The organism is Aureimonas glaciei (assembly GCF_014643375.1).
In the GTDB taxonomy this organism is placed as follows: domain Bacteria; phylum Pseudomonadota; class Alphaproteobacteria; order Rhizobiales; family Rhizobiaceae; genus Plantimonas; species Plantimonas glaciei.
The window spans coordinates 127,317-153,590 of record NZ_BMJJ01000010.1; the positions used below are offsets into that span (position 1 = coordinate 127,317).

Consider the following 26,274-nt stretch of genomic DNA (forward strand, 5'->3'; position numbering starts at 1 on the left):
ATGGTTCAGCGCGTCGGTCTCATCGGCTGCGGAGTGATCTCCGACATCTACCTGACGAATGCCGCCCTCTTCGGCGACATCGACATCACTGCCTGCGCGGACCTGCGCCCCGAAGCGGCGCAGGCCAAGGCCGAGCATTATGCGATCCGGGCGATGTCGATCGCGGAGCTTCTGGCCAGCGACGTCGATATCGTTCTCAACCTGACCAACCCGGAAGCCCATGTCGAGGTCTCGCTGGCGGCGCTAGCCGCGGGCAAGCACGTCTATACCGAAAAGCCGCTGGCGACGCGGCTCGCCGACGGCGAGGCGATCGTGCTGGCCGCCAAGGCGGCGGGCCTCAGGGTCGGGGCGGCCCCCGACACCGTGCTCGGCATCGGCGTGCAGACGGCGCGCCGGCTTATCGGGGACGGCTCGACCGGCGAGATCGTCTCAGGCGTCGCCACCGTGATGTCGCGCGGCATGGAGCATTGGCACCCGGCGCCGGCCTATTACTTCCAGCCGGGCGGGGGCCCGGTGCTCGACATGGGACCCTATTACGTCGCGGCGCTGGTGACCCTGCTCGGCCCGGTGTCGCGGGTCTTCGCGACCGGCCGGCGGGGCCTCGCCGAGCGGGTGGTGACGGCCGAAGGGCCGAACCGAGGCACGACCATCCCCGTGGCGATCGACACCACCATCCACGCCGTCCTCAGCTTCGTCTCGGGCGCGCAGGTGACGCTGCTGGCGTCCTGGGACGTGTGGAAGCATGGTCATACGCCGATCGAACTGCACGGCGTCGGCGCGTCGCTGCGCGTGCCCGATCCGAACTTTTTTGGCGGCACCGTCGAGATCGCGCGGGATCGGGACGCCTGGCACGGGATCGACACGGCGGGCGAGCGCTTCGGCCGGCCGAACTATCCCCAGGCCAACCCTGTCCACGCGAACTATCGCGGGCTCGGCCTCGCCGAAATGGCGGCCGCGATCGAGGCGGGGCGTCCGCACCGTCTCGACGGCGACTTCGCCCTGCATACGCTGGATGTCCTGATGGCGGTCGGCATTTCTTCGGCCGAGGAACGCGCCGTGGCGATCACATCGACCTGCCACCAGCCGGCCCCCCTCGGGGTTCCGGAAGCCTTGGCGCTGCTCGCGGACCGGCGCGGATAGACGGCGCCGGCCGGGATCGATGCTTCAGCGCGGGGGAGTCAGGCTGCCCGGCACCGCCTCGCGCGCGACCGGCGCTTGCCGGGAGTGATAGAGGAACCAGAGAGCGAAAGCGGCGAGGTAGAGATAGGCCGCCAGTTCCAGCGACTCTTCCATCGCCATCCAGACGACATGCTCGGCGACTTCCGCGCCGGCGAGCATGGCCATGACGCCGAAAGAAGGCCAGACCCAGCGCAGCGCCACGGGATGCAGGACCTTGCGCCAGTTCAGCCGGCGCCAGACCAAGGCGGCGAGGCACAGGACGGCGCCCAGGACGACGATCCAGTCCTTGCCGGTCGAGGTCAGGCACATGCCACCATCGTAGAAGGCGCTGCTGCAGCGTGGCGTCTCCCGCGTCGTCGCCGTCACGATCGCGCCGAAGGCGGCGACGCAGTACAGAGCGCGCGCACCGCTGGATCGCAGGAAGGCCACAGCGAAGATCACCGCCGTCAGGGCAAGGCAGACCGCCTGCAGGATTTCGATCGGCCCGTTCTCGTCGAAGAAGAAGCGCATTTGATCGACATCGGCCGCGATCGACCCCGATAGAGCTGCCAGAGCCGCCAGCGCCAGTCCACCGACGATCCAGGGGAGTAGAGCGGGTGTCGGCGTTCCGTGAAAACCGGTCCGGATCGGCAGCGTGCGCGCCGAATCAGGCGTCAATTCTTGGCAGGACAATGGATTTCCACTCTCGGTCGCGGAGGGTAGCGGCTGCGGTATGGGTCGCTGGATGGATCGCATCCATACCGGAATTCAGTAAGCAATCCAATCCATCCGGACCGGAAGTCGGGGAAATTCCGACGCACGCCGTGCATAAGCCTCGGGACGCCCCGACCGGATCCATCCCCGTCGGCGGATTGTACTCGGCCAGGAAAGGGGCCATTTGCGGGCAACCGATGTGTTACCGAGGATGGCGAGACGATGCGATATTCAGGATTTTCGTTCGTGGCGGGCTGCGCGCTGCTTCTCGGCCTCGCCGTCCCGGCTTCAGCGCAGGAGGTCGGCGAGATTTCCACCGACTGGCTCGGCAACGACATCAAGATCGAAGCGATCAGCGATCCGAAGGTGCAGGGCGTGACCTGCCATGTCAGCTATTTCGACCGCAGCGTCGTCGATCGCCTGCGCCAGGGCAACTGGTTCGAGGATCCCTCGAACTCCTCCATCGCCTGCCGCCAGACCGGGCCGATCGTCATCGGCGACATCGATCTCGACGATGACGGCGAGGAGATCTTCTCCACCCGCCGCTCGCTGGTGTTCAAGGCGCTGGTCGTCAACCGCGTCTACGACAAGGCGAACGATACGCTGATCTATCTCTCGCATTCGCGCGAGATCAAGGAAGGCAGCGCCAAGATGGCGATCTCGACCGTGCCTCTGTTCGCCGCGGCGCCGAACTGGACAAACGGCAAGCCGCAATAGCCCGCCCCGGCATAACCAAAGCGGGGAGGGCGGCGCCGTCGGCACGTCAAGCGCCGGCCAGCGCCCTTTCGGCCAGGCGCACCCAGTAGGACGCGCCGTAGGCGATGGCGCGGTCGTCGAAATCGTATTTCGGGTGATGCAGGCCGGCCGTGTCGCCATTGCCGACGAAGATGAAGGCGCCCGGCCGCGCCTCCAGCATGTAGGAGAAATCCTCGCCGCCCATCAGTGGCGCCACCGCCGTGTCGACCTGAGCCGCCGGCACGATCTCGGCGGCGACGGCGGCGCAGAAGGCGGTGGCGCCGGCATGGTTGAAGGTGACGGGATAGTGCCGGTCGTAGCGGAGCTCGATGGCGACGCCGTGGGCCGCTCCGATGCCCTCTGCGATCTCGCCCATGCGTCTTTCCGCGAGGTCGCGCATCTCCGCCGTCAGGGCCCGCACCGTACCGGAGACGACGGCGGTCTCGGGAATGACATTGCTGGTGAAGCCGGCGTGGAACTCGGTCACCGAGACGACGAGCGACTGCAACGGGTCGGTGTTGCGGGCGACGATCTGCTGCAGCGCTTGGACGAGGGCCGCGCCCGCCAGGATCGGATCCAGACCCTGCTGCGGGATGGCGGCATGGCTGCCGCGGCCGCGAAGGGTGAGGACGAAGGTGTCGGTCGAGGCCATGATCGGGCCGGGGCAGATGGCGAAATGGCCAAGCGGTAGGCCCGGTATGTTGTGCATGCCGTAGACCTCGTCGATGGCAAAGCGCTCCATCAGGCCGTCGTCGATCATCGCCTTGGCGCCGGCGCCGCCTTCTTCCGCCGGCTGGAACACGATGACGACGCTGCCCTCGAAGCCGCGCGTCTCGCACAGGCTCTCCGCCGCGCCGAGCAGCATGGCCATGTGCCCGTCATGGCCGCAGGCGTGCATGGCGCCGGGTGTGAGCGAGGCATAGGCGGCCCCCGTCTCCTCTACGATCGGCAGCGCGTCCATGTCGGCCCTCAGCGCGATGCGGCGCCGGCCGGGGCCGCTGCGGCCATGGATGACGCCGACGACGCCGGTGCGGCCGATGCCCGTCACCACCTCGTCGCACCCGAAGGAGGCGAGCTTGGCGGCGACGAAGGCAGCGGTCTCGTGGACGCCGTAGAGGATTTCCGGAATCTGGTGCAACTGGCGGCGCCAGCCTGCGATTTCGTCCTGGCGGTCGGCGATGCGGTTGTTGACGGGCATGAAGATCTTTCGGCAGTGCCGTAGCGGATGGCGGCAAGAGGGGGCTTGGCTCCGGCACCTTGCCATGACAGTGCCATAGAGGCGAGATAGGCGCGAAGCCATGGCGACGCCAACAGTTCACTGAAGGACCGGATTCTTGAAGATCACGGAGGGCGCAGCCCGGCGGTTTGCCTGCATCATCTCTCTCGCCCTGGTCGGCGCGCTCGGCGCGTCCGCAGCCAGCGCCGAGACCTCGATCGTCGTTGATGTCGACACCGGCAAGGTGCTGTCGACCAAGGATGCGACGCACCGCTGGTATCCCGCCTCGACGACCAAGCTGATGACCGCCTATCTGGCGCTGAAGGCGCTGAAGGCCGAAGCGGTGACGCTCGACAGTCCGGTGGTGATGACGCGCTTCGCCGCCGGCCAGGCGCCGAGCAAGATGGGCTTCCCGCCCGGCACGATCGTCCGGCTCGACATGGCGCTGCGGATGATGCTGGTGAAGTCGGCCAACGACGTCGCCGTCGCCATCGGGCAGGCGCTCGGCGGCGGCTCGCTGGAGAGGTTCATCGGCATGATGAATGCCGAGGCGGACAGGCTCGGCATGAAGGACACGCGCTTCATCAACCCGAACGGCCTGCCGGGACCCGGCCAGTTTTCCAGCGCCAAGGACCTCGCCATCCTCGCGGTGCACCTGCGCCGCGACTTTCCGGCCTTCAGCGAGATCTTCGGCGTCGAGGCGATCTCGACCGGAAACACGGTTCTGCGCAACACCAATCCGCTGCTCGGCCGCTATGCCGGCGCCGACGGCATGAAGACCGGCTATATCTGCGCCTCCGGCTTCAATCTCGTTGCCTCGGCCACCCGCGACAAGCGCACCATCGTCGCCGTGGTGCTGGGCGCCGAGGGCACGATCGTGCGCGACCGGATCGCGGCGGAACTGCTCGAGAACGGCTTTCGCACCGATCCCGCGCAGATGGACACGCTCGTCGAGGCGCTGCCCGCCTCCAGCGGCCCGCCGGCCGACATCAGCCAGGAGATCTGCTCGCCCGCCGGACGCGAGGAGCGCGCCAAGGAGCGTCAGGCGGAAGCGGCGCGGGCCGAAAAGACCTCGGGCTCGCCCTATTTGCACGAGATGACGCGTGCGCCGGCGGTGATCCCGGTCAGCATCGGCGGCGCGGCGGCTGGCGACACTTTCGTCGCCGGCATCTCGCAGATCCCCGGCTACGGCATTCCCCTGCCGCGCTGGCGCCCGGATATCGAGAACGAGGCGGTCGGCGCGGACACCGAGGGGCCGCTGACGCCGGCTTCCGGCAGCCCGGGTCTGTCGGAGACGGGCGGGGCCGCCAATCCCGAGGCCAGCCCCGAGGCCGGTCCCGAGTCGGGCAAGGTCGGCCGGCTTTCCAGCAGCATGGGCGACGCCAGCCTGCGCGGCGGGATGGCGAATTGACCCTCGCCGTGCCGCCGGCCGTTCCCGCCTTCCCGATCCGCGTCACCGTCCTCACCGGCTTTCTCGGCGCCGGCAAGACGACGCTGCTGAACCGCCTGCTCGCCGATCCCGCCGTCACCGACACCGGCGTGATCGTCAACGAGTTCGGCGAGGCCGGGATCGACCATCTCCTGGTCGAGACCGCGCGCGACGGGGTGGTCGAACTTTCCGACGGCTGCCTGTGCTGCACCGTGCGCGGCGAGATCGTCGACACGCTGGCCGATCTCGCCGACCGGATGCAGACCGGGCGGATCGCGCCGCTCTCCCGCGTCGTCGTCGAGACGACGGGCATCGCCGATCCGACGCCGCTGATCGCCGCGCTGATGGGCCATCCCGCGCTCGCCGCGGCCTATGCCCTGGACGGCGTCGTCACCGTGCTCGATGCCCTGGCCGGCGGCGACAATCTCGCCACCCGCCAGGAGGCGCGGCGGCAGGTGGCCGTGGCCGATCGGATCGTCCTCACCAAGACCGACCTCGCGGCGCCCGGGGCCGTGGAGGCGCTGGCGGCGCTGGTGCGGCCGCTCAATCCGCGTGCACCGCTGCTGGTGGCGGCCGATGGCGCGGCGGGCGCCGGCGCGCTTTTCGGCTGCGGCCTCTACGACCCCGCCACCAAAACCGCCGACGTCCGCCGCTGGCTGCAGGACGAGGCCGAACCGGCGGGAAAAGTGGAGGCGGGGCAGGGGCACCACGCCCATCACGATCACCACCACCATCACGGCGAGGGCGACCCCGCGCACCGGCAGGGCGGGAACGGGCGGCACGGCGACATCGGCTCCTTCTCCATCCAGCATGCCGCGTCGATCCCGCGCGCCCAGATCGAGGCCTTCCTCGATCTTCTGCGCGACCTCGAGGGACCGCGGATCCTCAGGATGAAGGCGGTGGTGCTGACCGCCGAGCAGCCGCTGCGGCCGCTCGTCCTGCATGGCGTGCGGCAGTATCTCCATCCGCCCGTGCTGCTGCCGGCCTGGCCGGCGGACGTGGCGCCGGGCTCGCGCCTCGTGCTCATCGGCGAGGGTCTCGACGAGCGCCTGGTGCGCGACCTCTTCGCCGCCTTCGTCGGCCAGCCGCGGCTCGACGCCCCGGACCGGGCGGCGCTGACCGACAACCCGCTGGCCGTGCCGGGGATGTCCTTCTGACGGCAGCATGGCCGTCGGCCGTGCGACGGCGCCTCTGGGGCTGACGAAGCCGGCGATGGGCCGCATGGCGCCCGGCCTCCCCCAGCACATGCCCGCCCTGCCGGCCTCGATGTGGAATGTCGCTCGCCGCCGGCGGATCGACGGACAGGACGCCATGCCGCGGGGTCGACTGCAGCGGGCGTGGCGCGCGATCGAAGCGAAGCGCCGACGGTGGGCAGCGCAGCCCCGCCGGGCGATTTCCACCCGGTCCCTGCATTCTTCCTGCCGCAGCGCCCCGTCGCCGCCGCAATGTCGCGCCCTATCTCTGGGCCCTTGCTTGCCTGAAGCCTCTCCGTCGCACCCGCGGCGGACGATCCGCCGGACCCCGACATGAGCGATACCTTCACCGATCCGCAAACCATCATCGACTTCTGGCGCGAGGCGGGGCCCGATCGCTGGTTCACGCCCGATCCCGACTTCGACAGCCTGACAAGGCAACGCTTCATCGACCTCTACGAACGGGCGGCGCTCGGAGAACTGGATTCCTGGACCGAGGAGCCGAACGGCGCGCTGGCCCTCGTCATCCTTCTCGACCAGTTTCCGCGCAACATGTTCCGCGGCCACCCGCGCATGTATGCCACCGACGCGAAGGCGCTGCAGCTGGCGCGGGAAGCGCTGGCGCGTGGCGATCACTGGCGCGTCGGCGACGACATCAACCAGTTCTTCGTCATGCCGCTGATGCACGCCGAGGATCTCGCCGAGCAGGACGCCTGCGTGGCCCTGATGACGGAGGTCGATCCGGAGAACCTCTCCTTTGCGCTGGAGCATCGTGAAACGATCCAGCGCTTCGGCCGCTTCCCCCACCGAAACGTGATCCTGGGACGGCCGTCACGGGCGGACGAAGTCCGGTTCCTGGCCGACGGGGCCGACGCCGCAGGGGCTCATTCGACCAATTCTTAAGCTTCCCGCGCTACGGTCTGCCCGTCCGGTCGCGAGGCCGCCGGGGAGAACGGACCTGCGTGTGGTGATGCTGTCGACGGAAAAGATCGCGGATCGGCTGGTGCCGAAGGCGCTGATGGGCCGCTTTCGGCCGTTCTTCGCCGGCTTCGACGCCGTCCTGTCCGGGCACGGCGAGAAGGCCGTGGCCGGCCGCATCGCGCTGTTTGCCTTTTCGGTCCGCGTCATCTCGGCGGTCATCGCCTTCTTCAGCCAGGTCGTGCTGGCGCGCTGGATGGGCAGCGCGGAATACGGCGTCTTCGTCTTCGTCCTCGTCGCCTCCGTCATCGTCGGCGGCCTCTGCTGCCTCGGCTTCCAGACCGCGGTGATCCGCTTCGCGCCGGAATACCGGGTGCGGCAGCAGCTCGATCTCCTGCGCGGCCTCCTGGTGACGAGCCGGCGCTTCGCCCTCGCCTCGTCCAGCATCGTCAGCCTCCTCGGTCTTGCGGCCCTCTGGCTGTTTCGCGACGGGGTTCCCGATTACTATCTGCTGCCGCTGGTGATCGGCATCTTCTGCCTGCCGGTCATGGCGCTCGGCGAGGTTCTGGACGGCACGTCCCGGGCCCATGCGCTGGCCGGCCTGGCCTTGCTGCCGACCTTCATCGTCCGGCCGCTCCTCATCATCGCCTACATGGCGCTGGCGGTGAATGTCGCCGGCTTCGAGGCCCATGCCGTGACGGCCGTGGCCTGCCTCGTCGCCGCGACCTGGACGACGACGCTCGGCCAGCTCTTCCTGGTGCGCCGGACGACGAATCTGAGGACCGGTCCCGGTCCCCGGCGGATCATCTTCGGCACCTGGATGGCCATGGCGCTGCCGATCTTCCTGGTCGAGGGCTTCTTCAACCTTCTGACCAATGTCGACATCCTGATGGTCGGGCATTTCCTGCCGCCGTCGGACGTCGCGGTCTACTATGCCAGCGTGAAGACGCTCGCGCTCGTCCATTTCGTCTACTTCGCGGTCAAGGCGAGCGCTGCGCAGCGCTTCTCGCACTATCACCATGCCGGCGAGCCGCAGGAGTTCGAGCTCTTCGTGCGCGAGACCATCCGCTGGACCTTCTGGCCTTCGCTCGCTATGGCGGTCGTGATCCTCGTCGGCGGCGAACTGCTGCTCGGCCTGTTCGGCCCGGAGTTCGGGGCCGGCTATCCGCTCCTCTTCATCCTGATGATCGGCGTCTTGGCGCGGGCGGCGGTCGGCCCGGCGGAGAGCGTGCTGACCATGTCGGGCGAGCAGAAGGCCTGCGCCGCCGTCTATTTCACGACCATCCTTCTCAATATCGGGCTGAACGTGATGCTGATCCCCCTCTACGGTCTCTACGGTGCCGCCGTCGCCACGGCCTTGGCGATGATCTACGAGGCCGCGACGCTCGCCCTCGTGGCCTACCGCCGGCTGGGCCTGAAGATGTTCATTCTCGCCGGTCCGACGCTGCCCCGCAGCCGGCCCCTGGAGGAAATCGGATGAGCGGCAAGCCCCTTCTCGATGAAATGCTGGCCTCGCCGAGCGCGGCGCCGGCCATCGGCCTCCTCGATCAGAGCCGGCCGCTGGACAATCCGGAGACCAATCTGGCGATCGGCCAGGGCGACGGGATCCGGCGGTTCTCGGTCTACCTGCCGACCGCCGCCTTCGACCTCGAGGCCGAGCTCGACTTCCTGACGCGCCGGTCGATCGACCAGAACATCTTCTTCGCCCCGCAATTCCTGATCCCGGCCATGCCGCGGCTGGACGAGCGTCATGTCCGGCTGATGGTCGTGCGCGACGAGGGGCCACAGCGCAGCCGCCTGCGCTTTCTCATGCCCTATTCGATCGAGCGCACGGGCTTCCTCGGCGGCCAGCCGGCGATCCGCGCCTGGACGCATCCCTTCGGCCCGCTCGGCACGCCCCTCGTCGACAGCGACGACCCGGAGGCGACGCTGGAAAGCCTCCTCGACACCCTGTCGCACAAGGAACTCGGCTTCCCCTCGATCCTCGTCCTGCCGGAAGTGCGCAGCGACGAACCCTTCGCCAAAACCCTTCTGGCGACGGCCGCGCGGCTCGGCCTGCCGGTCGCCACCGCCCACCGCTTCGAGCGGGCGGCGCTCGATGCCGGCCCCGGGGCCAGTATGGCCGGCGTCCTGTCGTCCAAGCGGCGCCGCGAGCTGCAGCGCCAGCGCCGCCTGCTGGAAGCCAAGGGCAGCGTCACCTTCGACATCGCCCGCGCCCCGCACGAGGTTCGCCCGGCGATGGAGGAGTTCCTCGGACTCGAGGCCAGCGGCTGGAAGGGACGCCAGCGCAGCGCCCTGATCATGGACCGCTACCGCGCCGCCTTCGCCCGCGAGAGCATCCACAAGCTCGCCGAAAAGGATCGGGTCCGGATCTTCACCCTCCGGCTCGACGGCGAGGCCATCGCCAGCCTTGTCACCTTCGTCATCGGCGGCGAGGCCTTTGCCTGGAAGATGGGTTTTGACGAGGCCCATGGCGCGGCTTCGCCGGGGCTGCAGATGATGGTGCTGGCCACCGAGGCGCTGATCGCCGACCCGGAGGTCGTGCGCGCCGATTCCTGCGCCGTTCCCGACCATTTCCTGATGAACCGGCTGTGGAAGCAGCGCCTGCCGATCGAGACGCTCGTCGTCGGTCTGACGCGCGACTCCGGCCGCGCCGTTGAGCGCGCCGCGCAAGGACTGGAGCAGATGCGCCGCACCCGCAACGCGGCGCGGCTCATGCGCCAAAGGGTCAAGGCGGTGTTCGGACGGAGCTGACGGCCGGGTCAAGAGTTCGAGAGGCACTGGCAACACGCCTCATCGCGGCCAATGTCCGGTTGCACGCTCATCGCAGCGGCGGGGACCTCCAGACGCGATAGAAGGACATGTCCCTGCGATCAATCCTCACGGCAGGAGACAGGCATCATGTCCATAGCGCGAACTGACCGGCTTCCACCCTTGCTTTCGGGCCTCGGCGGCCTCCTTCTTGGCTTGGCCGCGTTGACGTCTCCAGCGGCGGCCCAGACCGCCGGTGCGGCGGAGTGCGCTGCGACGGAGACCATGCGCGGCGGCAAGAACAATTTCGTCGCCGACGCGCCTTTGGTGGACAATCTCGGCAAGGGCTTCGTCGTCTCCGGCACCGTCCGGAAGGCCGGCTCCTGCGAGGGCCTCGGCAATGTCCGGGTGCAGATCTGGGCGTCGACCGAGCGCGGTGGCGAAGGCGAGGCCAGCAACCGTGGCAGCGTGATGACGGCGGCCGACGGCACCTATCGCCTGGAGACCTCGCCGATCGTTCCCAATTTCGGCCAGGCGCATATTCACATGTCCTATGACGACGAGGCTTTCGAGCCGGTCTTCCTGCGCCCCCTCTTGAAGAGCCGGGAGGACACGAGCATCGCCGTCGACTTTAATCTGGCCCCGGTCGCCGATGACGCGGCGGGCAGCTGAACCGCTCGCCCGCGCCACGCTCTGGCTCGTCGTGGCGGCGGTCGCCCTCGTGCCTCTGGGGGTGGCCGTGGCGAGCCCATTGCAAGCCAGCCGCGATGCGCTGTGGATCACGGGCGGCCTCGCCGGCGTCCTCGCTCTGGTGCTGCTGTTCCTGCAGCCCCTCCTGATCGATGGCCTCCTGCCCTTCGTGCGAGGCCTCGCGCAGCGGCGCTGGCACCGCTGGATCGGCCTGGCGCTCACGGGCCTCGTCATGCTGCATGTCGGGGGACTCTATCTCACCAGTCCGGAAGACATCGTCGACGCCCTCCTACTGGTGTCGCCGACGCCCTTTGCCGTCTATGGCGTGATCGGGTTCTGGGCGGTGATCGTGACGGCCTGCCTCGCCGCCTTCCGCCGGCGGCTGCGCCCGCGCCTCTGGCAGGTGGTCCATTCCGTCCTCGCCGCGACGATCGTGGTCGCGAGCGTCGTCCATGCCGTTCTCATCGAGGGCGTGATGGGGGACATGTCCAAGCTGGTCCTGTCGGTGTTCACGGTCGTCGCGGCCGGCGCCGTGCTCCTGAAGACCGTGCTGGGCCGCCGGCTCGCGACCGGTCGGTGACGCCCGGCGGGACCGGCCTGCCTGTTCCCGGGTGAGGGGGGCGAGCGCCGGGTCCCCATGAAGATGGCGTTGTCGGCGACGCCCGAAACGGAAAGGGTGGAGCCCGGCAGCGGCACGGTCTGACCGGTCCGCTGACCTCGCTTCATACTCCGAACCGGACGGGAGACCCCGCATGGCTGCCAGACCTTGCCTCGCGCTTTTCTTCGTGCTCGTCGCCGCTTCCGCCGCGGGCGCGCAGGAGCGCTTTGCCGCCGCCGACCAGAATGGCGACCGCAAGCTCGATGTCACTGAATTCAAAGTGCTGATCGACAGCGTGGCCGCCGGCGGCCAGGGCATGGCGATCAAGGTCAAGCGGCTGCAGCGCTACGACACCGCCTTTGCCCGGCTCGACGCGAACCAGGACGGGTTTGTTTCCGTCAGCGAGCTCGCCGCCCTGCAATGAGGGCATGAAGCGGCCGACCGTCGGCCGTTCTTGAGCCCGGTCGCCTCCCGCGTATACATTGACTGGCATCGGCTCAGGCTTGAACTTTGGGCTCGGCGAGCCGGCGACCGGCAGCAGCGTTTGGTCGCTGAGAAGACGCTGCGCGCGATGGCCGTCGGGGAAGGCCGACCGAAGAAGGGGAAGGGCATGGAAGCCCAGCGCGACGGCCCCGATCGCCATTCCGGCACGGTTCTCGTGGTGGAGGACGACGGGCCGACGCGTCAACGTCTGGCCGACGCCCTGCGCAGCGGATCGCGCTATGTCGCGCAGGAGGCTGCCAACCTCGCGGAGGCCCGCGCCTGGCTTGCCGCCGGGCCCCTCGACGCCCTCTTGGTCGACCTTCATCTGCCCGATGGCCATGGGACCGAGCTGATCGGCGAGACGCGCCGGCTTTCCCCGGGCACGCAGATCATGGTGATCTCGGTCTTTGGCGACGAGGAGAGCATCATCTCCGCCATCGAGGAGGGCGCCAGCGGCTATCTCCTCAAGGACGCGCTGCCGGCCGACATCGCCGGCAGCGTCGCCCAGCTGCTCGACGGGCAGGCGCCGCTCTCGGCGGCGGCCGCCCGCTTCATCGTCCGGCGGCTGCAGGGGGACCGGACCGGGCTTCCGGCCGCGCCGACGGCACCGGCGGCCCGCCTGACGCCGCGCGAGACAGACATCCTCTGGGGGATCGCCAAGGGCTGTAGCTATGCCGAGATCGCCACGCATCTCGGTATTTCGCGGCAGACCGTGCCCGGCTACATCAAGACCATCTATCGCAAGCTGCAGGTCAACCGGCGCGGCGAAGCGGTCTTCGAGGCGGTTCAGCAGGGGCTGATCCGGCTGTGACCCCATGACGAGCGACGTCCTGCCGAACCATGCGCCGGCGGCCGAGGCCGGCCGACGGCGCATGGTCGTCGCCTATCTGCTGTTGCAAGCCTTGGCCGCGCTGGCCTGTGCGGTGATCCTGACCCAGACGCCGCCTATTCCGCCGGAGCGCTACCGGATCGCCGAGGCGATGTTCAGCGTGGGCGATGCGCCGGCCGAGGCTGTTGCTCTGCCCCATGAGACGGCGCGCCAGAAGGCGCCGGCGCTGGAATTCCGCTACGACTTCCAGTTCGAGCACCCCTCGTTTCCGACGGATGACGCCTGGTCGATTTTCGTGCCGCGTTTTGCCAGCGGCGTCGAGATTGCCCTCAACGGTGCGGTGCTGGCCGACAGCCGGCGCGACCCGCTTGCCGCGCGCCTCGACCGCAATACGCCGCTGATCGTGTCGCTTCCCTCGCCGCTGCTGCGCGATGGGCGCAATGACGCGACGCTTCGCCTGTTCACGCCGGCGCCGCTGGGGGGCTTTCTCAGCGCCGTCTATGTCGGGCCGGACGCGGCGCTCCGCCCGGCCTTCGAGCAGCGCCTGCTCATCTTCGTCACCCTGCCGCTGGTGCTGACCAGCTGCCAGGCGATGCTGGCGGCGATCCTCGCCGTCATGTGGCTGAAGCGCCGCCGCGAACCGGCCTACGGCGCGCTGGCGGCGGCGATGATCACCGGCGTCGTCCAGGCCGTCGCGGTGCCGCCGGATCCTTCCAGCTTCGCCGCGGCAAGCCCGGTGCTGACGGCGGCCCCGGCTCTGGAAGGCGCCTGGGTCCTGCTCTTTCTGATCTATTATCTCGGGATGCGGCCCGGTCGCTGGATCTGGTTGGCCTTCCTGCCGGGGGTCTTGCTGGCGCTCCTGTGCGTGTTCGCCGGTCCGGACGTCGCGCGGGGCGGCCATATCCTCTTGGGGCTGCCGGCCGTCGGCCTCTTTCTGGTGCTGATTTCCGCCGTGACCGCCTGGCGGGTCCTTCGGCACGGCGATGCCGACGCGCTGCTCCTGTCGCCGCCCGCCCTCGTGGTGCTGATCTTCTGGGGGCACGACATGCTGAGCCTGAGCGGCGTTCTCGCCGATACCCGGATCTTCCTGGCCCGCCTGTCTTATTCCGCCTTCGTCGTGGCCATCGGTGCCGGCCTCACCTGGCGCTTCGCCAATGCCCTCAACGCCGTCGACGGCTTTGCCGAGCGCCTGCGGCAACGGGTGCGCGAGGCCGAAACGGAACTGGAGGCCAGTCTGAGGCGCGAGGAGTCCCGCGCGCGGCTGGCGGCGCTGGGGCAGGAGCGGATGCGCCTGATGCGCGATCTGCACGACGGGCTGGGCGGCCACCTCGTCAGCATGGTCGCGCTCAGCGAAAAGATCGGGGCCGAAGGCGACAGGATCCGGGGCACCGCGGCGCTGGCGCTCAGCGACCTGCGCAACGTGATCGACGCCATGGACGACGTCGACGGCGACATCATGCTGATCCTCGGGGCCTGGCGCGAGCGCGTCGCCGCGCGGCTGCGGGCGCACGGCATGGGGCTGGACTGGCAGCTTAAAAGCCCGTCAGGGTTGCCGCTCGCCGACAATCTGGAGCCCCGGCATGTCATCCACATCCTGCGCCTCCTGGAGGAGGCGGTCACCAATGCGGTGAAGCATTCGGGCGCCAGCCTGGTCCGAATCAGCCTGGAAACCGTCGACAGCGGCAGCGAGCCGCCGCACGGGCGCATCGTCGTCGAGGACGAGGGACGGGGTTTTGCCATGCCGGAGGATCCGGCGGAGAAACGGCCCCCGACCGGGCGCGGACTGGCCAGCATGCGCCAACGGGCTTTTCTCTGCGGCGTCAGGCTGACGCTGTCCTCGGACGGCGCCGGAACGCGCGTCATCCTCGACCTGCCGGCACGGTTTGTCCCGACAGCCTGAGTCGGCGGGGTCACCGACCCTTCCGGAACAGGGCCGCTCCGGATTCGCCCGGTCCCTCCCGGAGGGCGGCCGATCCCCGATCGTCAGCGGCGGCCGACGCGGTTGACCGGTCCGCCGCGGTTGGCGGGCGTTCCCGGACGCACGCCGACGCCGCGCGCGCCGACCCCGACGCCGTAGCGCGGCGCGACGACCCCGACGCGCGGGGTGGCCACGACCGCGCGCGGGACGACCACGGGTGCGGCGACGACGGGCGCCACCCGCACGACGCCCGGTGCCGCCACGCAGCCTTTGGGCACGCCGACGGTCTTGCAGTAGACCACAGCATCGGCTGACGTCGGCGCCAGCACGAAGGCGGCGAACGAGGCCATGCAGGCGAACGTCCTTCTGAGTGTCTGGCGCGACGCGGTCATGATCTGTCCTTCCCTGTGGCCGTGGCGACGTGTCACGGGACCATTCTGAGACGGACGGGAAGGGCCGCCTACGCCATGAAGATGGGGATCGGCGCGCGGGGCGCCGGCAGCGCTTCCGACTTTCCAGGCGTCGCCGGACCGGAGCGGTCGGGGGCGAAACGAGGGGCCGGCACGAAGGACCGTTCAGCGGAGAGGCCTCGGCCTGACCATGCCGTTGCGGCGCCGATGGGCGGGGCCAGACATGGTGCCCTCGGGTGAGATAACGGCCGCTGCGCGAAAATTGTGGTGCGGGCGGTCGGAATCGAACCGACACTCCTTGCGGAACCGGATTTTGAGTCCGGCGCGTCTACCAATTCCACCACGCCCGCACGGCGCGGACCCGAGGCTCAGCGGCTCCGGGTCGGCGCCGTCTCCTATACGATACATGGCGCGCCATGGCCAGATGGCGTGCTGGCGCGCGACGCTTTTCCGGGCGGTGGGCAAAATCCGCCGGCGGGCTGTTCGCGGAGACACCGGCGGTGCTAGAGCAGGGCCGATTCGATCCCGGCCGGGGCTCCCCGGTTCGTCCCAGGAAGGCAAGCAGGATGGCAGCTCTCTCCGGCCTCGCCCGGCCCACAGGTACGATGCAGACGATGGCCGCCGCGGTGCTTCTCGTCGGCGCGGCCGCGACGGTGGGAACGGCGCTCCTGTTCGAGCATGTCGGGGGCTACATTCCCTGCGCGCTGTGCCTGCAGGAGCGCTGGCCCTATTACATCTCCATCGTCCTGGCCGCGCTGGCTCTGGTCGCGGCTGCCGGCCGGGCGCCGGGCCGGATCGTGCGGGGACTGCTCGCGCTGATCGGCCTCGCCATGCTGGTCGGCCTCGGTCTGGCGGTCTACCATTCCGGAGTCGAATGGCACTTCTGGGCCGGGCCTTCCGGCTGTGCCGCCGGGAATGCCGATCTATCCGGCGATCTCCTGGCGACGATCGATACCATCCGGCCGCCGGCCTGCGACGAAGCGGCGGGCCGGTTCCTTGGGCTTTCCTTCGCCGGCTGGAACGTGCTGGCGTCGCTGCTGTTCTCGGCCATCGCCCTCGTCGCCGCGACGGGCCGCGCCGAGCGGCGCGCCTGAGGGCGGCTATTCGGGATTGGTCGCGTGATATTCGGCGAGGGCCTCGTCGATGCCGACGGTAGGACTGCCTGCATCATGCACCCCGGCAAGTGCTGCGGCGACCTCGTCAGAGACCGTCTCGGCCGTCGACAGGCCGGCATTCGGCTCGTCCGTGATCGCAGCGGTCGCTTCCGCGGCATGCTCCACAGGGCTGACGACATCTGGCTCGGGCGGGTCGGGCAAATGATCGTGGCCGGCCGGAAGGGCGAGCGGCGGGACGGCCTCGGTGGCGGAGACGGCACTCATGGCGGATCCTTGCGATAAATCGCTCGGGGAAAAGCTAGCCGCAGCACATCGGGACGGCCTTGGCGCCGTTCCCTTTCCTGCCTTGTCCATCTGGCCGTTCCCCGGCGCAGACGTCGAAGACGACCTTTGTGCCCGGCCCCGCTTGCCCCGGACTGTGTCCGTGAGACGGCGGTGGGCCGCGGAGTGGCTAAAGCGACTAGGCGCTTTTGAGTAACCCGGCACCACATCGGCGCCCCACAGAAACCCCGCCGCTACTCCGGGTCGAGCTCCGAATCCCAGTAGAGATAGTCCAGCCAGCTTTCGTGCAGGAAGTTCGGCGGGAACAGGCGGCCGTTGTTGTGCAGGTCGTGCACGGTCGGCTGGTAAGGCTTTTGGTAGGGCAGCATGCCCGCCTCGCGCGGCATCAGGCCGCCCTTCTTGAGATTGCAGGGCGAGCAGGCGGCGACGACGTTCTCCCAGGTGGTCAGTCCGCCCTTGGAGCGGGGAATGACGTGGTCGAAGGTCAGATCGTTCGGCGAGTGGCAGTACTGGCACTGGAAACGGTCGCGGAGGAACACGTTGAACCGCGTGAAGGCGGGATGCCGGGCCGGCTTCACATAGGATTTGAGGCAGACGACCGAGGGAAGCTGCATGCTGAAGGTCGGGCTGCGGACCGTCTGGTCGTATTCGGCAAGGATCGTCACCCGGTCGAGGAAGACGGCCTTGATCGCATCCTGCCAGCTCCACAGCGACAGCGGATAATAGCTCAGGGGTCGGAAGTCCGCGTTCAGAACCAGTGTCGGCGACAGGTTCTGAGCTACTGCAATCGTCAAGGACAGTCTCCTTCACATAACGACTTGCGTCTTCTTGCAGGAACTATGGTGTCCTATCGTGTCGCCTTTGTGAAGCCTGCGCACCAAGCCCTGCAACGCTTGGCCGCAGAGAGGTCTCCTGCCTCAGGGAAAGGGTCGCTTCGGGCGGCCGGCGAATCACGGCCGGGGGGCGGCATCGGCGACGACCGCGGTATCTGCGGGTGTCGCGTCGCGCCGGGTGAGCAAGGCGTAATAGCCCCAGAACAGCCTGGCTGCCGCCGATCGGTGCGGCGCCCAGTCCCGGGCGAGCGCGACGAGCGGCTTCTCCTTCGGCCGCTCGGCGAGGCCGAGGCCGTGCGCCACCGCGATCTGCAGGGCGAGGTCGCCGGCCGGAAAAATGTCGGGATGGCCGGCCGAAAACAGCAGGAAGCATTCCGCCGTCCAAGGCCCGATGCCGGGCAAGGCGGTCAGTTCGCCGATCGCGTCGCCCGGAGACAGCTCGGTGATTCGCGCGAAATCCAGCCGGCCGTCGCGGCAGGCTTCGGCGAGCGCCAGCGTCGTCCTCTCCTTGCCGCGCGACATGCCGGCGAAGCGGAAGTCGGCGTCGGTGGCGGCGAGGATGGCGTGGGGGTCGTCGAGGTCCATGACGGCGCCAAGGCGCGTCAGGATCGCCGTGGCGCTCGCCCGCGACACCTGCTGGCCGACGACCATGCCGACGAGGCCCCGGAGGCCGCCGGGCGTGGCGCGAACGGGCAGGGGGCCGGCGATGTCGACGAGCGGCTCGAGGCGCGGATCGAGCCTTGCCAGCGCCGCGACTTCGCGCTCGATGTCGTCTTGCGTCAGGATCATCGCTGCCGCGCCCGGGTGCTTTGGCCTATATCCATGCCGCTGAATGCCTCGACGACACGGCCAAGGGCAAGCCCGCATGAACGAATCCCCACCGGTCTACCGCTTCGCGCCCAGCCCGAACGGCGCGCTGCATCTCGGCCACGCCCTCTCGGCGCTGGTCAATCACGGTCTCGCGCGGGCGGCGGGCGGGCGCTTCCTCCTGCGGCTGGAGGACATCGACCGGGCCCGCTGCACGATCGCCCACGAGCGGGCGATCGAGGACGACCTGGCGTTTCTCGGGATCGCCTGGGACGGGCCGCCGCGCCGGCAGTCCGAGCATTTCGGCGACTACCGCGCGGCGCTGGAGGCACTGGTCGATGCCGGCCTCGTCTATCCCGCCTTTCTGTCGCGCGGCGAGATCCGCGCCTTCGCCGAGCGCCACCGGGAGGAGACGGGCAGCGCCTGGCCGAGCGACCCCGACGGCGCGCCTCTCTATCCCGGGCTCGACCGCAAGCTTCCCGAGGCCGAACGGGCCGCCCGTATCGCCGCGGGCGAGCCGCACGCTTTTCGTCTCGACATGGGCGCCGCGCTGGCCGGTCTCGGTCCGCTGTCCTTCGCCGAGACGGGGGCGGGGTCGGACGAGGAGGCGAGCGAGATCGCCGCCGATCCGGCCGTCTGGGGCGATGTTGTCCTCGCCCGCCGTGACGTGCCGACGAGCTACCACCTGGCGGTGGTCGTCGACGACGCCTTGCAGGGCGTAACGCATGTCGTGCGCGGGCGCGATCTCCTTCCGGCCACGTCGGTGCACCGCGTGCTGCAGGCGCTGCTCGGCCTGCCGCAGCCCGTCTACCACCATCACGACCTCATTCTCGGCCCCGATGGGCGGAAACTGTCGAAGAGCGCCGGCGACACCTCGCTGGCGGAACTGCGTGCGGCGGGGCTCACGGCGGCGGACATCAGGCGCATGGTCGGCCTGCCTGCTACGGCAGAACCCGTCTGATCAGGCGAGGATGGCGAGCCAGACGGCGAGGGTGACCACGGACAGCAGCGTCGAGACGAGAATCGCGGTCGCGGCAAGCTTTTCGCCTGATTTGAAGTAGCTGGCGAAGAGGTAGCAGTTGACCCCGGCGGGGCAGGCGGCGGTGAGCACGGCGACCTTCAGCCAGAGCGGCGGCAACAGCTCCACGCCGACGACGTAGACGATGGCCGGCATCAGCACGAGCGAGAGGGCCGAGACGACGAGCGCGCTGGAAAGGTCGCCGCGCAGGCCGTAGCGCGTCAGCGACATGCCCATGGCGAAGAGCGAGACGGGACCGGCGGTCGAGCCGAGCAGGCGCACCACGTCCTCGACCGGACCGGGCAGCGCGAGGCCCGTCAGACGCCAGACGAGGCCGCAGAGGATGCCGACGATGATGGCGTTGCGCGACAGGTTGACGGCGATCCGCTTCACCGTCGTGAGCGCCGAGACGGTCGGCGGCGCGGTGCCGTTCTCCAGGGCGTCGAGGCGGGCGGCGCGCTCCATCAGAAGGGTGGCGACCGTCATCATGACAGGCATGTGGATGGCGATGATCAGGAACAGGGCTTCCAGCCCTTCGTCGCCATAGGCCCGCTGCACCGCCGGGATGGCGACGAAGACGGTGTTGGCGAAGCTCGCCGAAATGCCGGCGATGATGCCGGTCCGCCGGTCGGTGCCGATCAGCCGCCGCACCAGGATCGTCGCCGGCGCCCAGGTGAGCGCGACGGCGAGAAAATAGGCGAACCACAGGAAGAGCGGGTTGGCACCGGCGAAATTGGCGGTGGCCAGCGTGCGGAACAGCAGCGCCGGCACGGCGATGACGAAGACGAATTTGGCCAGACCCTCGCCGACCGCATCATCGAGAAGTTTCAGCCTTGCGGCGAGAAAGCCGACGGCGATGACCGCGAAGATCGGCACGATGACGGTGAGGATGATCTGCATGATGCCGCGGCTATGGCCTATGTCGTGTGGGGCGGCCGGGAGCCGTTCTGGTCCAGCCCCGTGGCGCGGACACCCGTCCTCCGTGTCTGCTGCGCTTTTCCAGCGATGAACAGACGCAAGCGGGCTAAAGGCCCCGGAAGTCGGCGGCCCGTTGCCCTGCGGCCACAGACGCGGACGCCGCGAGGTCGCATAAGGCAGGGGCGGCCGCCGGTCGCGCGCCGGGACCGTCGCCAAAATCATAGAACAGGCCGCCGATGCCCCGTCTGCTTCCCTATTTTCCCGCGATCTTCGTGGTCCTCTGGTCGACCGGCTTCATCGGCGCGCGCTACGCCATGCCGCATGCCGAGCCCTTCACCTTCCTCGCGCTGCGGTTTGCGCTGGCGCTCCTGCTGCTCGCGCCCGTCGCCTTCGCCGTGCGCGAGGGCTGGCCGGGGCGGCGGCCGGCGCTGCACGCCATGCTGGCCGGCGGACTGATCCACGGCGTCTATCTCGGCGGCGTGTTCTTCGCGGTCCGGCACGGCCTGTCGGCCGGCATCGCGGCGCTGATCGTCGGCCTGCAGCCTTTGCTGACGGCGTTGCTCGCCGCCGCCTTCCTCGGCGAGGCGATCCGGCCGCGGCACTGGCTGGGACTGGCACTCGGCCTTCTCGGCGTCGCCCTCGTCGTCGCGCCGAAGCTCGGCACCGGCTCCGGTCTCACGGCGCTGACGCTGCTGCCGGCACTGCTGGCGGCGCTCGGCATTTCCGTCGGCACGATCTGGCAGAAGCGTTTCGTCGGCGGCGTCGACCTGCGCGTCGGCACGGCCCTGCAATATCTCGGCGCCCTGGTGCCGACGGCGGTCTGCGCCGTGCTCTTCGAGACCATGCGCGTCGACGTCACCGGCGAGTTCGTCTTCGCGCTGGTCTGGCTGACCCTGGTCCTGTCGATCGGCGCGATCTTCCTGCTGCTCTTCCTCATCCGCGAGGGCGCGGTGTCGCAGGTCTCCTCGCTGATGTACCTGACGCCCGGCGTCACCGCCTGCATGGCCTTCGCGCTGTTCGGCGAGACGCTGACCTCCATCCAGCTCTTCGGCATGGTGCTGGCTGCCACCGGCGTCGCCGCCGCGACTTGGAAGCGCGCCGAGCCACCCGTCTCGTAGGCGTGACGCAACGCCACTCGCCTATCGCCTCGACGCGGCCTATATCGAGGCGACGCCAACCGGAACGATGCCGATGTCCGATATCCTGTCCATTCTCGCTTTGATCGTCATGGTGGCCGTCGCCGTCGTGCTGTTGATGGGGCTCTTCAACATGATGCGCGGGGGCGACGGCAATCGGTCGCAGAAGCTGATGCGGGCCCGCGTCATGCTGCAGGGCGTGGCCGTGCTGATCATGGTCGGCGCACTCTGGTTCGCCCGCTGATGGTCAAGCTCAACAAGATCTACACCCGCACCGGCGACGACGGCACTTCGGGCCTCGGCACCGGCGAGCGCCGGCTGAAATCGGACCTGCGCTTCGAGGCGATCGGCACCGTCGACGAGCTGAACGGCACGATCGGCATGGCGCGCCTCCACACGGCAGGCGAACTCGATGCCATGCTGGCGACGATCCAGAACGACCTGTTCGACCTCGGCGCCGATCTCGCCACGCCCGAGACCGGCGAGAAGCTTCCCTATGAGCGCCTCGCCATCATCCCGTCGCAGGTCGAGCGGCTCGAGCGCGAGATCGACGCGATGAATGCGCGTCTGGAGCCGCTGAAGAGCTTCATTCTGCCGGCCGGCTCTCCGGCGGCCGCCCATCTGCACCTTGCCCGCACCGTCGCCCGGCGCGCCGAGCGGCTGATGGTCGGGCTCGCCCGGCTGCCGGCCGAGACGGTGTCGGAGGCGGCGATGACCTACGTGAACCGCCTGTCCGACCACCTCTTCGTCGCCGCGCGCATCGCCAATGACGAGGGCAGGGCGGACGTTCTCTGGGTCCCCGGCGCGAGCCGCTAGCAGATCGGTCGGCCGGCGCATTGGCCGGCAACCAAGCATGCCCTCCCGGCCCGGCGACCCGCCGTCTCTGGGGCAGCATTTCCTGACCATCCCCGGGACCGGTCCGCTGGACGCGTCCGCGCTTCAACGACAGGCACGCGCATGACGCTCCGGACCTTCGTGCGTTCCCTCTGGCTCGTGCTCTTCCTTCTTCTCGGCGTCGCCGCAATACCGGCCGGGGCCCAGGAAGAGGCGGCCGAGGCCGATCCGGTCGTCGTTCTCGACCAGCAGGCGGCGGAACTGGCCGCCATCCAGAAAGCGGCCGAGGCCGAGACGACGTCGGCCGAGAAGGCCGAGCTGCGCGACCGCGGCATGGTCGCCGGGAGCACCGCCAACATGGCCGTGGCGCAGCTGGTGCCGCGGCTCGCCGAAATCGACGCGCGCATCGCCGAACTCGGGCCGGTGCTCGAAGACGAGGCGCCCGACGTCAAGGCGCAGCGCGAGCGGCTCGATGCCGAACGCACCGATCTCGATTCGACGATCAAGCGCGGGCGCCTGGTGGCCGCGGACGCCAAGGAAATGATCGACCGGATGATCCGGGAGATCAACGAGGCCTTCAACCGCGACACGTTCAAGAAGGTCGCCTCGCCGCTGTCGCCGGCCCTGTGGAGCGACGTGGCGGCCAGTCTCGCCGACGACCTGGCCCGGCTGCGGGATTTTGTCGTGGTCTCCGTTCTCGGTGCGTCCAAGGCGCATTTCGGCTCGCGCCTCGCCCTCGTCGCGGCGGGTCTCGGTCTGGCCCTGCTGCTGCTCATGCCCGTGCGGCGTGGCCTGCGCCAGGTCGGCCGGCGGATCGCCGTTGAGCAGGTGCCGGGCACGCGGGCGCGCCGGTCCGCCCTCGCGCTCTGGTTCGTTCTGGTCGGCACCTTCACCTCGGCGCTCGCCTTCCTCATCCTCTTCCAGGCGCTGAACTGGGGCGGCTTCCTCACCCGCTGGACGCGGCCGCTGGCCGAGACGCTGTCGATCACCGCCTCCATCGGCGGCTTCATGGTCTCGCTCGGCGCCGGCCTCCTCCTGGTCGGCCAGCCCTCCTGGCGGCTGGCACCGCTCACCGAGGAGACGGCCAAGCGCCTGCGCCCCTATCCCGGCCTCGGGGCTATCCTGACCTTCGTCGGCGTCTTCCTGATCGAGAGCGGCAAGGCGGTCGGCGTCAGCGAGGCGGCGGCGATCTTCCTCAACTACGTCGTTGCCTTCAGCTACAGCGCGCTTCTGGCGGCGTTGCTGATCACCCTGATGCGCCACCGTCGTGCGGCTGCGCAGGAAGCGGGCGCCGAGCCGAGTGCGCAGACGACCTTCGTGACGCTCGCCACTCTTTTGGGCTGGTGCGCGGTCGCGGTCGCGCTGGTCGCCGCGCTGCAGGGCTATGTGAATTTCGCGCTCTTCCTCAGCCGGCAGGCGATCTGGACGGCGATCGTGGCGGCAGCGACCTATCTCCTCCTGATTGTCGCCGACGACCTCTGCACGACCTTCCTGTCGCCGGAGAGCCGGCTCGGGCGTTCGCTGCAGGCGGGTCTCGGTCTGCGCCGCACGCAGGTCGGTCAGCTCGGCGTCATCGCCTCCGCTCTCCTGCGTCTCGCCATCCTCGTCGTCGCCGCCATCCTCCTGTCCGGCCCGCTCGGACCAGGGGCGAGCTCGCTGTTCTATCAGTTCGGCAATTCCGCCGAGATCCAGATCGGCGGCTTCAGCATCGTCCCGGGGTCGATCCTGAAGGCGGCGGTCGTGCTCTTCGTCGGCATCGCTTTGATGCGCGCGGTCCGCCACTGGCTGAACGAGCGCTACCTGCCGGCGACCGATCTCGATCCCGGCGCGCGCAATTCGGTCTCCACCATCGTCAGCTATGCCGGCATCCTGCTCGCCGGCTTCTGGGCGCTGTCGACGCTCGGCATCGGCGTCGAGCGGATCGCGCTGGTCGTCTCCGCTTTGTCGGTCGGCATCGGCTTCGGCCTGCAGGCGATCACCCAGAATTTCGTCTCCGGCCTCATCCTCCTCGCCGAGCGTCCAGTGAAGATCGGCGACACGGTGCGCCTCGGGACGGACGAGGGGGAGGTGCGGCGCATCAGCGTTCGCTCCACCGAAATCCAGATCGCCGACCGGTCGACGCTGATCGTCCCGAACTCCGAGCTGATCACCAAGTCAATCCGCAACATGACGATGGCCAACCCGCTCGGGCGCATCCAGATCGGCTTTTCCGCGCCGCTCGATGTCGATGTGGCGGCCGTCCGGCGCGCGCTGCTCGACATTCTCGCCGCGCATGAGACGATCCTGGAGGATCCCGCGCCCTCCGTCTTCATCGACGGGATCGAGGACGGCAAGGTGGCGTTCAAGGCCTTCGCCTTCGTTGCCAGCCCCCGGACCGTCTATTCGACGCGCAGCGCCATCTATTTCACGCTGCTGGAGCGCTTCAAGGCGGAGGAGATCAAGCTGGTCGTGGCGTGAGTGCCACCCGGATACCGCTTCACGCGATGTCATGGTCTGGCGACGTCGACGTCGCCGGGCCGCCATCGAAGGGGTTCCTGCCGTTCCCCTTGCCTTATCGATGCCGGCGCGGCTTGATGGGCGCCTCGACCCGCTGAAGGGCTCCCATGTTCCTGCCGTTCTACGACGACAACCGGCTGAAGAGCATCCGCCATGCCTATGTGATGCTGGCGCTGATTGTCGCCAATGTCGTGATCTGGCTGTTCTTTTCGTCGACCGGCGAGACCGGGGCCTATCTCTCCGGCTTTGAGCTGTCCTACGGCTTCATTCCCTCCGTGGTGAACGATCTGGCGGTGCTGCCGCCGGAATATCATGTGCAGCCGACGGTCCTCAACTTCGTCACCTACAGCTTCATCCACCTCGATTTCTGGCATCTTCTCGGCAACATGCTGTTCCTCTGGGTGTTCGGCGACAATGTCGAGGATGCGTTCGGACATTTCCGCTTCGTCCTGTTCTACCTCCTCTGCGCGGCGGCGGCGGCGGGCGCGCACGCGCTGACCATGCCCGAGTCCGACAGCTCGCTGCTCGGTGCCTCCGGAGCCGTGTCGGGCGTCGTCGCGGCCTATCTGATGCTGAGTCCGCGGGTGTGGATCTGGGTGCTGGTGCTCGGCCGCTTTCCCCTGGCGCTGCCGGCCTGGATTCTCCTCCTCGTCTGGATCGGCTACCAGTTCACCATGCTGGCGCTCGGCGACGACGAGGTTTCCTACGGCGCCCATTCCGGCGGAATCGTCGCCGGGGCGCTGCTGACGCTGGTGCTGCGCCGCCCCGGCGTGCCGCTGTTCGCGCCGCGTGTGCAGAGTTTGTGACGGCACCGGACGCCCGCGTCGCGAACAGGCGCGCGGCTGCCGCGGCAAGACTTGAAAGCGGCGGCTTGCCAGCCCAGAACGGGGATGACCGGGTCTAAACTTTGACCTTCACGTCAAACTGCAATATCGCAGGATCACGTTTGCGCCGCGAGCCGAGACATCCCCGAAGGGATGGGCCCGGCTCCCGGAGCGTCCAAGAGAGTGCCTGGCCTCGGCCGGGCCAGAGGGGAGTTGGGCATGAAGATCCTCGTCGCCGTCAAGCGGGTGGTGGACTACAACGTGAAGATCCGGGTCAAGCCGGACGGCACGGGCGTCGACCTCGCCAACGTCAAGATGAGCATGAATCCCTTCGACGAGATCGCCGTCGAAGAGGCCATCCGGATGAAGGAAAAGGGCGTCGCCACCGAGATCGTCGCCGTCTCCATCGGCCCGCAGCAGGCCCAGGAGACGCTGCGCACGGCGCTCGCCATGGGCGCCGACCGCGGCATCCTGATCAAGACCGACGGCGTCACCGAGCCGCTCGCCGTCGCCAAGCTCCTGAAGGGCGTCGTCGAGGCGGAAAAGCCCGATCTCGTCATCCTCGGCAAGCAGGCGATCGACGACGACTGCAACCAGACCGGCCAGATGCTGGCGGCGCTGCTGGGCTGGAGCCAGGGCACCTTCGCCAACAAGATCGAGTTGGCGGACGGCAAGGCGACCGTGACGCGCGAGGTCGATGGCGGCCTGCAGACGCTCGACCTGACCCTGCCGGCGATCGTGACGACGGACCTGCGCCTCAACGAGCCGCGCTACGCCTCGCTGCCCAACATCATGAAGGCGAAGAAAAAGCCGCTGGAGGAAAAGACCCCGGCCGATTTCGGCGTCGACGTCTCGCCGCGGCTGACCGTGGTGAAGACCGTCGAGCCGGCCAAGCGCGGCGCCGGCGTCAAGGTCGCCTCCGTCGACGAACTGATCGCCAAGCTCAAGAACGAAGCCGGCGTCCTCTGA

General features: G+C 68.9%; 27 protein-coding genes and 1 tRNA gene. 20 read left to right on the forward strand and 8 right to left on the reverse strand.

Translation table 11 applies throughout. The features are described 5' to 3' along the window. Positions 1–1,140, forward strand: coding sequence for a Gfo/Idh/MocA family protein (locus tag IEX88_RS19430; protein ID WP_188853900.1), 1,140 nt, complete (start codon positions 1–3; stop codon positions 1,138–1,140). Between the two features lie 24 nt (positions 1,141–1,164). Here the strand turns inward: IEX88_RS19430 and IEX88_RS19435 are convergent, their stop codons facing one another. Then, on the reverse strand, positions 1,165–1,851 hold the full coding sequence (locus IEX88_RS19435; RefSeq protein ID WP_188853902.1) for a hypothetical protein: 687 nt from the start codon (positions 1,849–1,851) through the stop codon (positions 1,165–1,167). Positions 1,852–2,094: 243 nt separating this feature from the next. On the opposite strand from IEX88_RS19435, the gene IEX88_RS19440 reads away from it, so the two are divergent. Continuing rightward, positions 2,095–2,589, forward strand: a complete 495-nt coding sequence (locus IEX88_RS19440) for a CreA family protein (protein WP_188853904.1) — start codon at positions 2,095–2,097, stop codon at positions 2,587–2,589. A 46-nt stretch (positions 2,590–2,635) separates the two neighbouring features. On the opposite strand, the gene IEX88_RS19445 is transcribed toward IEX88_RS19440, so the two are convergent. Beyond that, positions 2,636–3,805 carry a M20 aminoacylase family protein gene (locus IEX88_RS19445; RefSeq protein ID WP_188853906.1) on the reverse strand — a complete coding sequence of 390 codons (1,170 nt, stop codon included), beginning with the start codon at positions 3,803–3,805 and terminating at the stop codon, positions 2,636–2,638. A gap of 136 nt (positions 3,806–3,941) precedes the next feature. Here IEX88_RS19445 and IEX88_RS19450 point away from each other — a divergent pair, with 136 nt between their 5' ends. The 10 genes from IEX88_RS19450 to IEX88_RS19495 all read left to right on the forward strand — a co-directional run bounded on the left by IEX88_RS19450 (position 3,942) and on the right by IEX88_RS19495 (position 14,614). Then, positions 3,942–5,234, forward strand: a complete 1,293-nt coding sequence (locus IEX88_RS19450) for a D-alanyl-D-alanine carboxypeptidase family protein (RefSeq protein ID WP_244640370.1) — start codon at positions 3,942–3,944, stop codon at positions 5,232–5,234. Beyond that, positions 5,231–6,409, forward strand: coding sequence for a CobW family GTP-binding protein (locus IEX88_RS19455; RefSeq protein ID WP_244640372.1), 1,179 nt, complete (start codon positions 5,231–5,233; stop codon positions 6,407–6,409). Before IEX88_RS19450 ends, IEX88_RS19455 begins: the two co-directional genes overlap by 4 nt. A 369-nt stretch (positions 6,410–6,778) precedes the next feature. Next, entirely contained in the window at positions 6,779–7,348 is a 570-nt protein-coding gene (locus IEX88_RS19460) for a DUF924 family protein (protein WP_188853908.1), read from the forward strand. Between the two features lie 64 nt (positions 7,349–7,412). Further along, the gene (locus IEX88_RS19465) at positions 7,413–8,843 is read left to right on the forward strand and encodes a lipopolysaccharide biosynthesis protein (RefSeq protein WP_373289623.1); all 1,431 of its coding nucleotides are present in this window, start codon (positions 7,413–7,415) and stop codon (positions 8,841–8,843) included. Beyond that, positions 8,840–10,117 carry a GNAT family N-acetyltransferase gene (locus IEX88_RS19470; RefSeq protein WP_188853912.1) on the forward strand — a complete coding sequence of 426 codons (1,278 nt, stop codon included), beginning with the start codon at positions 8,840–8,842 and terminating at the stop codon, positions 10,115–10,117. The genes IEX88_RS19465 and IEX88_RS19470 overlap by 4 nt, the downstream gene beginning before the upstream one ends. A 147-nt stretch (positions 10,118–10,264) precedes the next feature. Beyond that, positions 10,265–10,786, forward strand: a complete 522-nt coding sequence (locus IEX88_RS19475; protein ID WP_188853914.1) for a peptidase associated/transthyretin-like domain-containing protein — start codon at positions 10,265–10,267, stop codon at positions 10,784–10,786. After that, on the forward strand, positions 10,767–11,384 hold the full coding sequence (locus tag IEX88_RS19480; RefSeq protein WP_188853917.1) for a ferric reductase-like transmembrane domain-containing protein: 618 nt from the start codon (positions 10,767–10,769) through the stop codon (positions 11,382–11,384). Before IEX88_RS19475 ends, IEX88_RS19480 begins: the two co-directional genes overlap by 20 nt. A gap of 172 nt (positions 11,385–11,556) precedes the next feature. Further along, positions 11,557–11,826, forward strand: coding sequence for an EF-hand domain-containing protein (locus IEX88_RS19485; protein WP_188853919.1), 270 nt, complete (start codon positions 11,557–11,559; stop codon positions 11,824–11,826). Between the two features lie 186 nt (positions 11,827–12,012). Beyond that, positions 12,013–12,696 (forward strand): response regulator, encoded by a 684-nt coding sequence (locus IEX88_RS19490; RefSeq protein ID WP_188853921.1) that lies wholly within the window; start codon positions 12,013–12,015, stop codon positions 12,694–12,696. Between the two features lie 4 nt (positions 12,697–12,700). Further along, the gene (locus IEX88_RS19495; protein WP_188853923.1) at positions 12,701–14,614 is read left to right on the forward strand and encodes a sensor histidine kinase; all 1,914 of its coding nucleotides are present in this window, start codon (positions 12,701–12,703) and stop codon (positions 14,612–14,614) included. Between the two features lie 83 nt (positions 14,615–14,697). Here IEX88_RS19495 and IEX88_RS19500 read toward each other — a convergent pair whose 3' ends face one another. Then, positions 14,698–15,060, reverse strand: a complete 363-nt coding sequence (locus IEX88_RS19500) for a hypothetical protein (RefSeq protein WP_373289625.1) — start codon at positions 15,058–15,060, stop codon at positions 14,698–14,700. A gap of 247 nt (positions 15,061–15,307) precedes the next feature. Continuing rightward, positions 15,308–15,392 (reverse strand) — tRNA-Leu (locus tag IEX88_RS19505). A 216-nt stretch (positions 15,393–15,608) separates the two neighbouring features. Between IEX88_RS19505 and IEX88_RS19510 the strand changes: the two genes are divergently transcribed. Continuing rightward, positions 15,609–16,136 carry a disulfide bond formation protein B gene (locus IEX88_RS19510; protein WP_188853925.1) on the forward strand — a complete coding sequence of 176 codons (528 nt, stop codon included), beginning with the start codon at positions 15,609–15,611 and terminating at the stop codon, positions 16,134–16,136. A gap of 6 nt (positions 16,137–16,142) precedes the next feature. Here the strand turns inward: IEX88_RS19510 and IEX88_RS19515 are convergent, their stop codons facing one another. From IEX88_RS19515 to IEX88_RS19525, 3 genes are all read right to left on the reverse strand, one after another. Then, positions 16,143–16,421, reverse strand: coding sequence for a hypothetical protein (locus IEX88_RS19515; RefSeq protein WP_188853926.1), 279 nt, complete (start codon positions 16,419–16,421; stop codon positions 16,143–16,145). Between the two features lie 251 nt (positions 16,422–16,672). Continuing rightward, positions 16,673–17,233, reverse strand: coding sequence for an HNH endonuclease (locus IEX88_RS19520; protein WP_188853928.1), 561 nt, complete (start codon positions 17,231–17,233; stop codon positions 16,673–16,675). A 156-nt stretch (positions 17,234–17,389) separates the two neighbouring features. After that, entirely contained in the window at positions 17,390–18,061 is a 672-nt protein-coding gene (locus IEX88_RS19525; protein ID WP_188853930.1) for a DNA-3-methyladenine glycosylase family protein, read from the reverse strand. 76 nt (positions 18,062–18,137) lie between these two features. Between IEX88_RS19525 and gluQRS the strand changes: the two genes are divergently transcribed. Further along, a complete protein-coding gene (gene gluQRS / locus IEX88_RS19530) occupies positions 18,138–19,040 on the forward strand; it encodes a tRNA glutamyl-Q(34) synthetase GluQRS (RefSeq protein WP_188853932.1) in 903 nt (300 codons plus the stop codon). Here the strand turns inward: gluQRS and IEX88_RS19535 are convergent, their stop codons facing one another. Beyond that, complete coding sequence (locus IEX88_RS19535) at positions 19,041–19,997, reverse strand: AEC family transporter (protein ID WP_188853934.1); 957 nt, start codon at positions 19,995–19,997, stop codon at positions 19,041–19,043. A gap of 254 nt (positions 19,998–20,251) precedes the next feature. Between IEX88_RS19535 and IEX88_RS19540 the strand changes: the two genes are divergently transcribed. The 6 genes from IEX88_RS19540 to IEX88_RS19565 all read left to right on the forward strand — a co-directional run bounded on the left by IEX88_RS19540 (position 20,252) and on the right by IEX88_RS19565 (position 26,274). Next, positions 20,252–21,133, forward strand: coding sequence for a DMT family transporter (locus tag IEX88_RS19540; protein ID WP_188853936.1), 882 nt, complete (start codon positions 20,252–20,254; stop codon positions 21,131–21,133). A 73-nt stretch (positions 21,134–21,206) separates the two neighbouring features. After that, entirely contained in the window at positions 21,207–21,395 is a 189-nt protein-coding gene (locus IEX88_RS19545) for a twin transmembrane helix small protein (RefSeq protein ID WP_188853938.1), read from the forward strand. Further along, positions 21,395–21,967, forward strand: coding sequence for a cob(I)yrinic acid a,c-diamide adenosyltransferase (locus IEX88_RS19550; RefSeq protein WP_188853940.1), 573 nt, complete (start codon positions 21,395–21,397; stop codon positions 21,965–21,967). The genes IEX88_RS19545 and IEX88_RS19550 overlap by 1 nt, the downstream gene beginning before the upstream one ends. Positions 21,968–22,108: 141 nt before the next feature. After that, positions 22,109–24,442 carry a DUF3772 domain-containing protein gene (locus IEX88_RS19555; protein ID WP_188853942.1) on the forward strand — a complete coding sequence of 778 codons (2,334 nt, stop codon included), beginning with the start codon at positions 22,109–22,111 and terminating at the stop codon, positions 24,440–24,442. Between the two features lie 146 nt (positions 24,443–24,588). Beyond that, positions 24,589–25,287 (forward strand): rhomboid family intramembrane serine protease, encoded by a 699-nt coding sequence (locus tag IEX88_RS19560; protein ID WP_188853944.1) that lies wholly within the window; start codon positions 24,589–24,591, stop codon positions 25,285–25,287. A gap of 237 nt (positions 25,288–25,524) precedes the next feature. After that, positions 25,525–26,274: an electron transfer flavoprotein subunit beta/FixA family protein gene (locus IEX88_RS19565; RefSeq protein ID WP_188853946.1), complete on the forward strand. Its 750-nt coding sequence runs from the start codon at positions 25,525–25,527 to the stop codon at positions 26,272–26,274.

Excerpts from the sequence above, each read along its gene's own strand:
- IEX88_RS19430 (WP_188853900.1), top strand. The coding sequence starts at position 1 with ATGGTTCAGCGCGTCGGTCTCATCGGCTGCGGAGTGATCTCCGACATC.
- IEX88_RS19440 (WP_188853904.1), top strand. The coding sequence starts at position 2,095 with ATGCGATATTCAGGATTTTCGTTCGTGGCGGGCTGCGCGCTGCTTCTC.
- IEX88_RS19445 (WP_188853906.1), bottom strand. The coding sequence starts at position 3,805 with ATGCCCGTCAACAACCGCATCGCCGACCGCCAGGACGAAATCGCAGGC.
- IEX88_RS19460 (WP_188853908.1), top strand. The coding sequence starts at position 6,779 with ATGAGCGATACCTTCACCGATCCGCAAACCATCATCGACTTCTGGCGC.
- IEX88_RS19470 (WP_188853912.1), top strand. The coding sequence starts at position 8,840 with ATGAGCGGCAAGCCCCTTCTCGATGAAATGCTGGCCTCGCCGAGCGCG.
- IEX88_RS19475 (WP_188853914.1), top strand. The coding sequence starts at position 10,265 with ATGTCCATAGCGCGAACTGACCGGCTTCCACCCTTGCTTTCGGGCCTC.
- IEX88_RS19480 (WP_188853917.1), top strand. The coding sequence starts at position 10,767 with ATGACGCGGCGGGCAGCTGAACCGCTCGCCCGCGCCACGCTCTGGCTC.
- IEX88_RS19485 (WP_188853919.1), top strand. The coding sequence starts at position 11,557 with ATGGCTGCCAGACCTTGCCTCGCGCTTTTCTTCGTGCTCGTCGCCGCT.
- IEX88_RS19490 (WP_188853921.1), top strand. The coding sequence starts at position 12,013 with ATGGAAGCCCAGCGCGACGGCCCCGATCGCCATTCCGGCACGGTTCTC.
- IEX88_RS19495 (WP_188853923.1), top strand. The coding sequence starts at position 12,701 with ATGACGAGCGACGTCCTGCCGAACCATGCGCCGGCGGCCGAGGCCGGC.
- IEX88_RS19510 (WP_188853925.1), top strand. The coding sequence starts at position 15,609 with ATGGCAGCTCTCTCCGGCCTCGCCCGGCCCACAGGTACGATGCAGACG.
- IEX88_RS19515 (WP_188853926.1), bottom strand. The coding sequence starts at position 16,421 with ATGAGTGCCGTCTCCGCCACCGAGGCCGTCCCGCCGCTCGCCCTTCCG.
- IEX88_RS19525 (WP_188853930.1), bottom strand. The coding sequence starts at position 18,061 with ATGATCCTGACGCAAGACGACATCGAGCGCGAAGTCGCGGCGCTGGCA.
- gluQRS (WP_188853932.1), top strand. The coding sequence starts at position 18,138 with ATGAACGAATCCCCACCGGTCTACCGCTTCGCGCCCAGCCCGAACGGC.
- IEX88_RS19535 (WP_188853934.1), bottom strand. The coding sequence starts at position 19,997 with ATGCAGATCATCCTCACCGTCATCGTGCCGATCTTCGCGGTCATCGCC.
- IEX88_RS19540 (WP_188853936.1), top strand. The coding sequence starts at position 20,252 with ATGCCCCGTCTGCTTCCCTATTTTCCCGCGATCTTCGTGGTCCTCTGG.
- IEX88_RS19545 (WP_188853938.1), top strand. The coding sequence starts at position 21,207 with ATGTCCGATATCCTGTCCATTCTCGCTTTGATCGTCATGGTGGCCGTC.
- IEX88_RS19550 (WP_188853940.1), top strand. The coding sequence starts at position 21,395 with ATGGTCAAGCTCAACAAGATCTACACCCGCACCGGCGACGACGGCACT.
- IEX88_RS19555 (WP_188853942.1), top strand. The coding sequence starts at position 22,109 with ATGACGCTCCGGACCTTCGTGCGTTCCCTCTGGCTCGTGCTCTTCCTT.
- IEX88_RS19560 (WP_188853944.1), top strand. The coding sequence starts at position 24,589 with ATGTTCCTGCCGTTCTACGACGACAACCGGCTGAAGAGCATCCGCCAT.
- IEX88_RS19565 (WP_188853946.1), top strand. The coding sequence starts at position 25,525 with ATGAAGATCCTCGTCGCCGTCAAGCGGGTGGTGGACTACAACGTGAAG.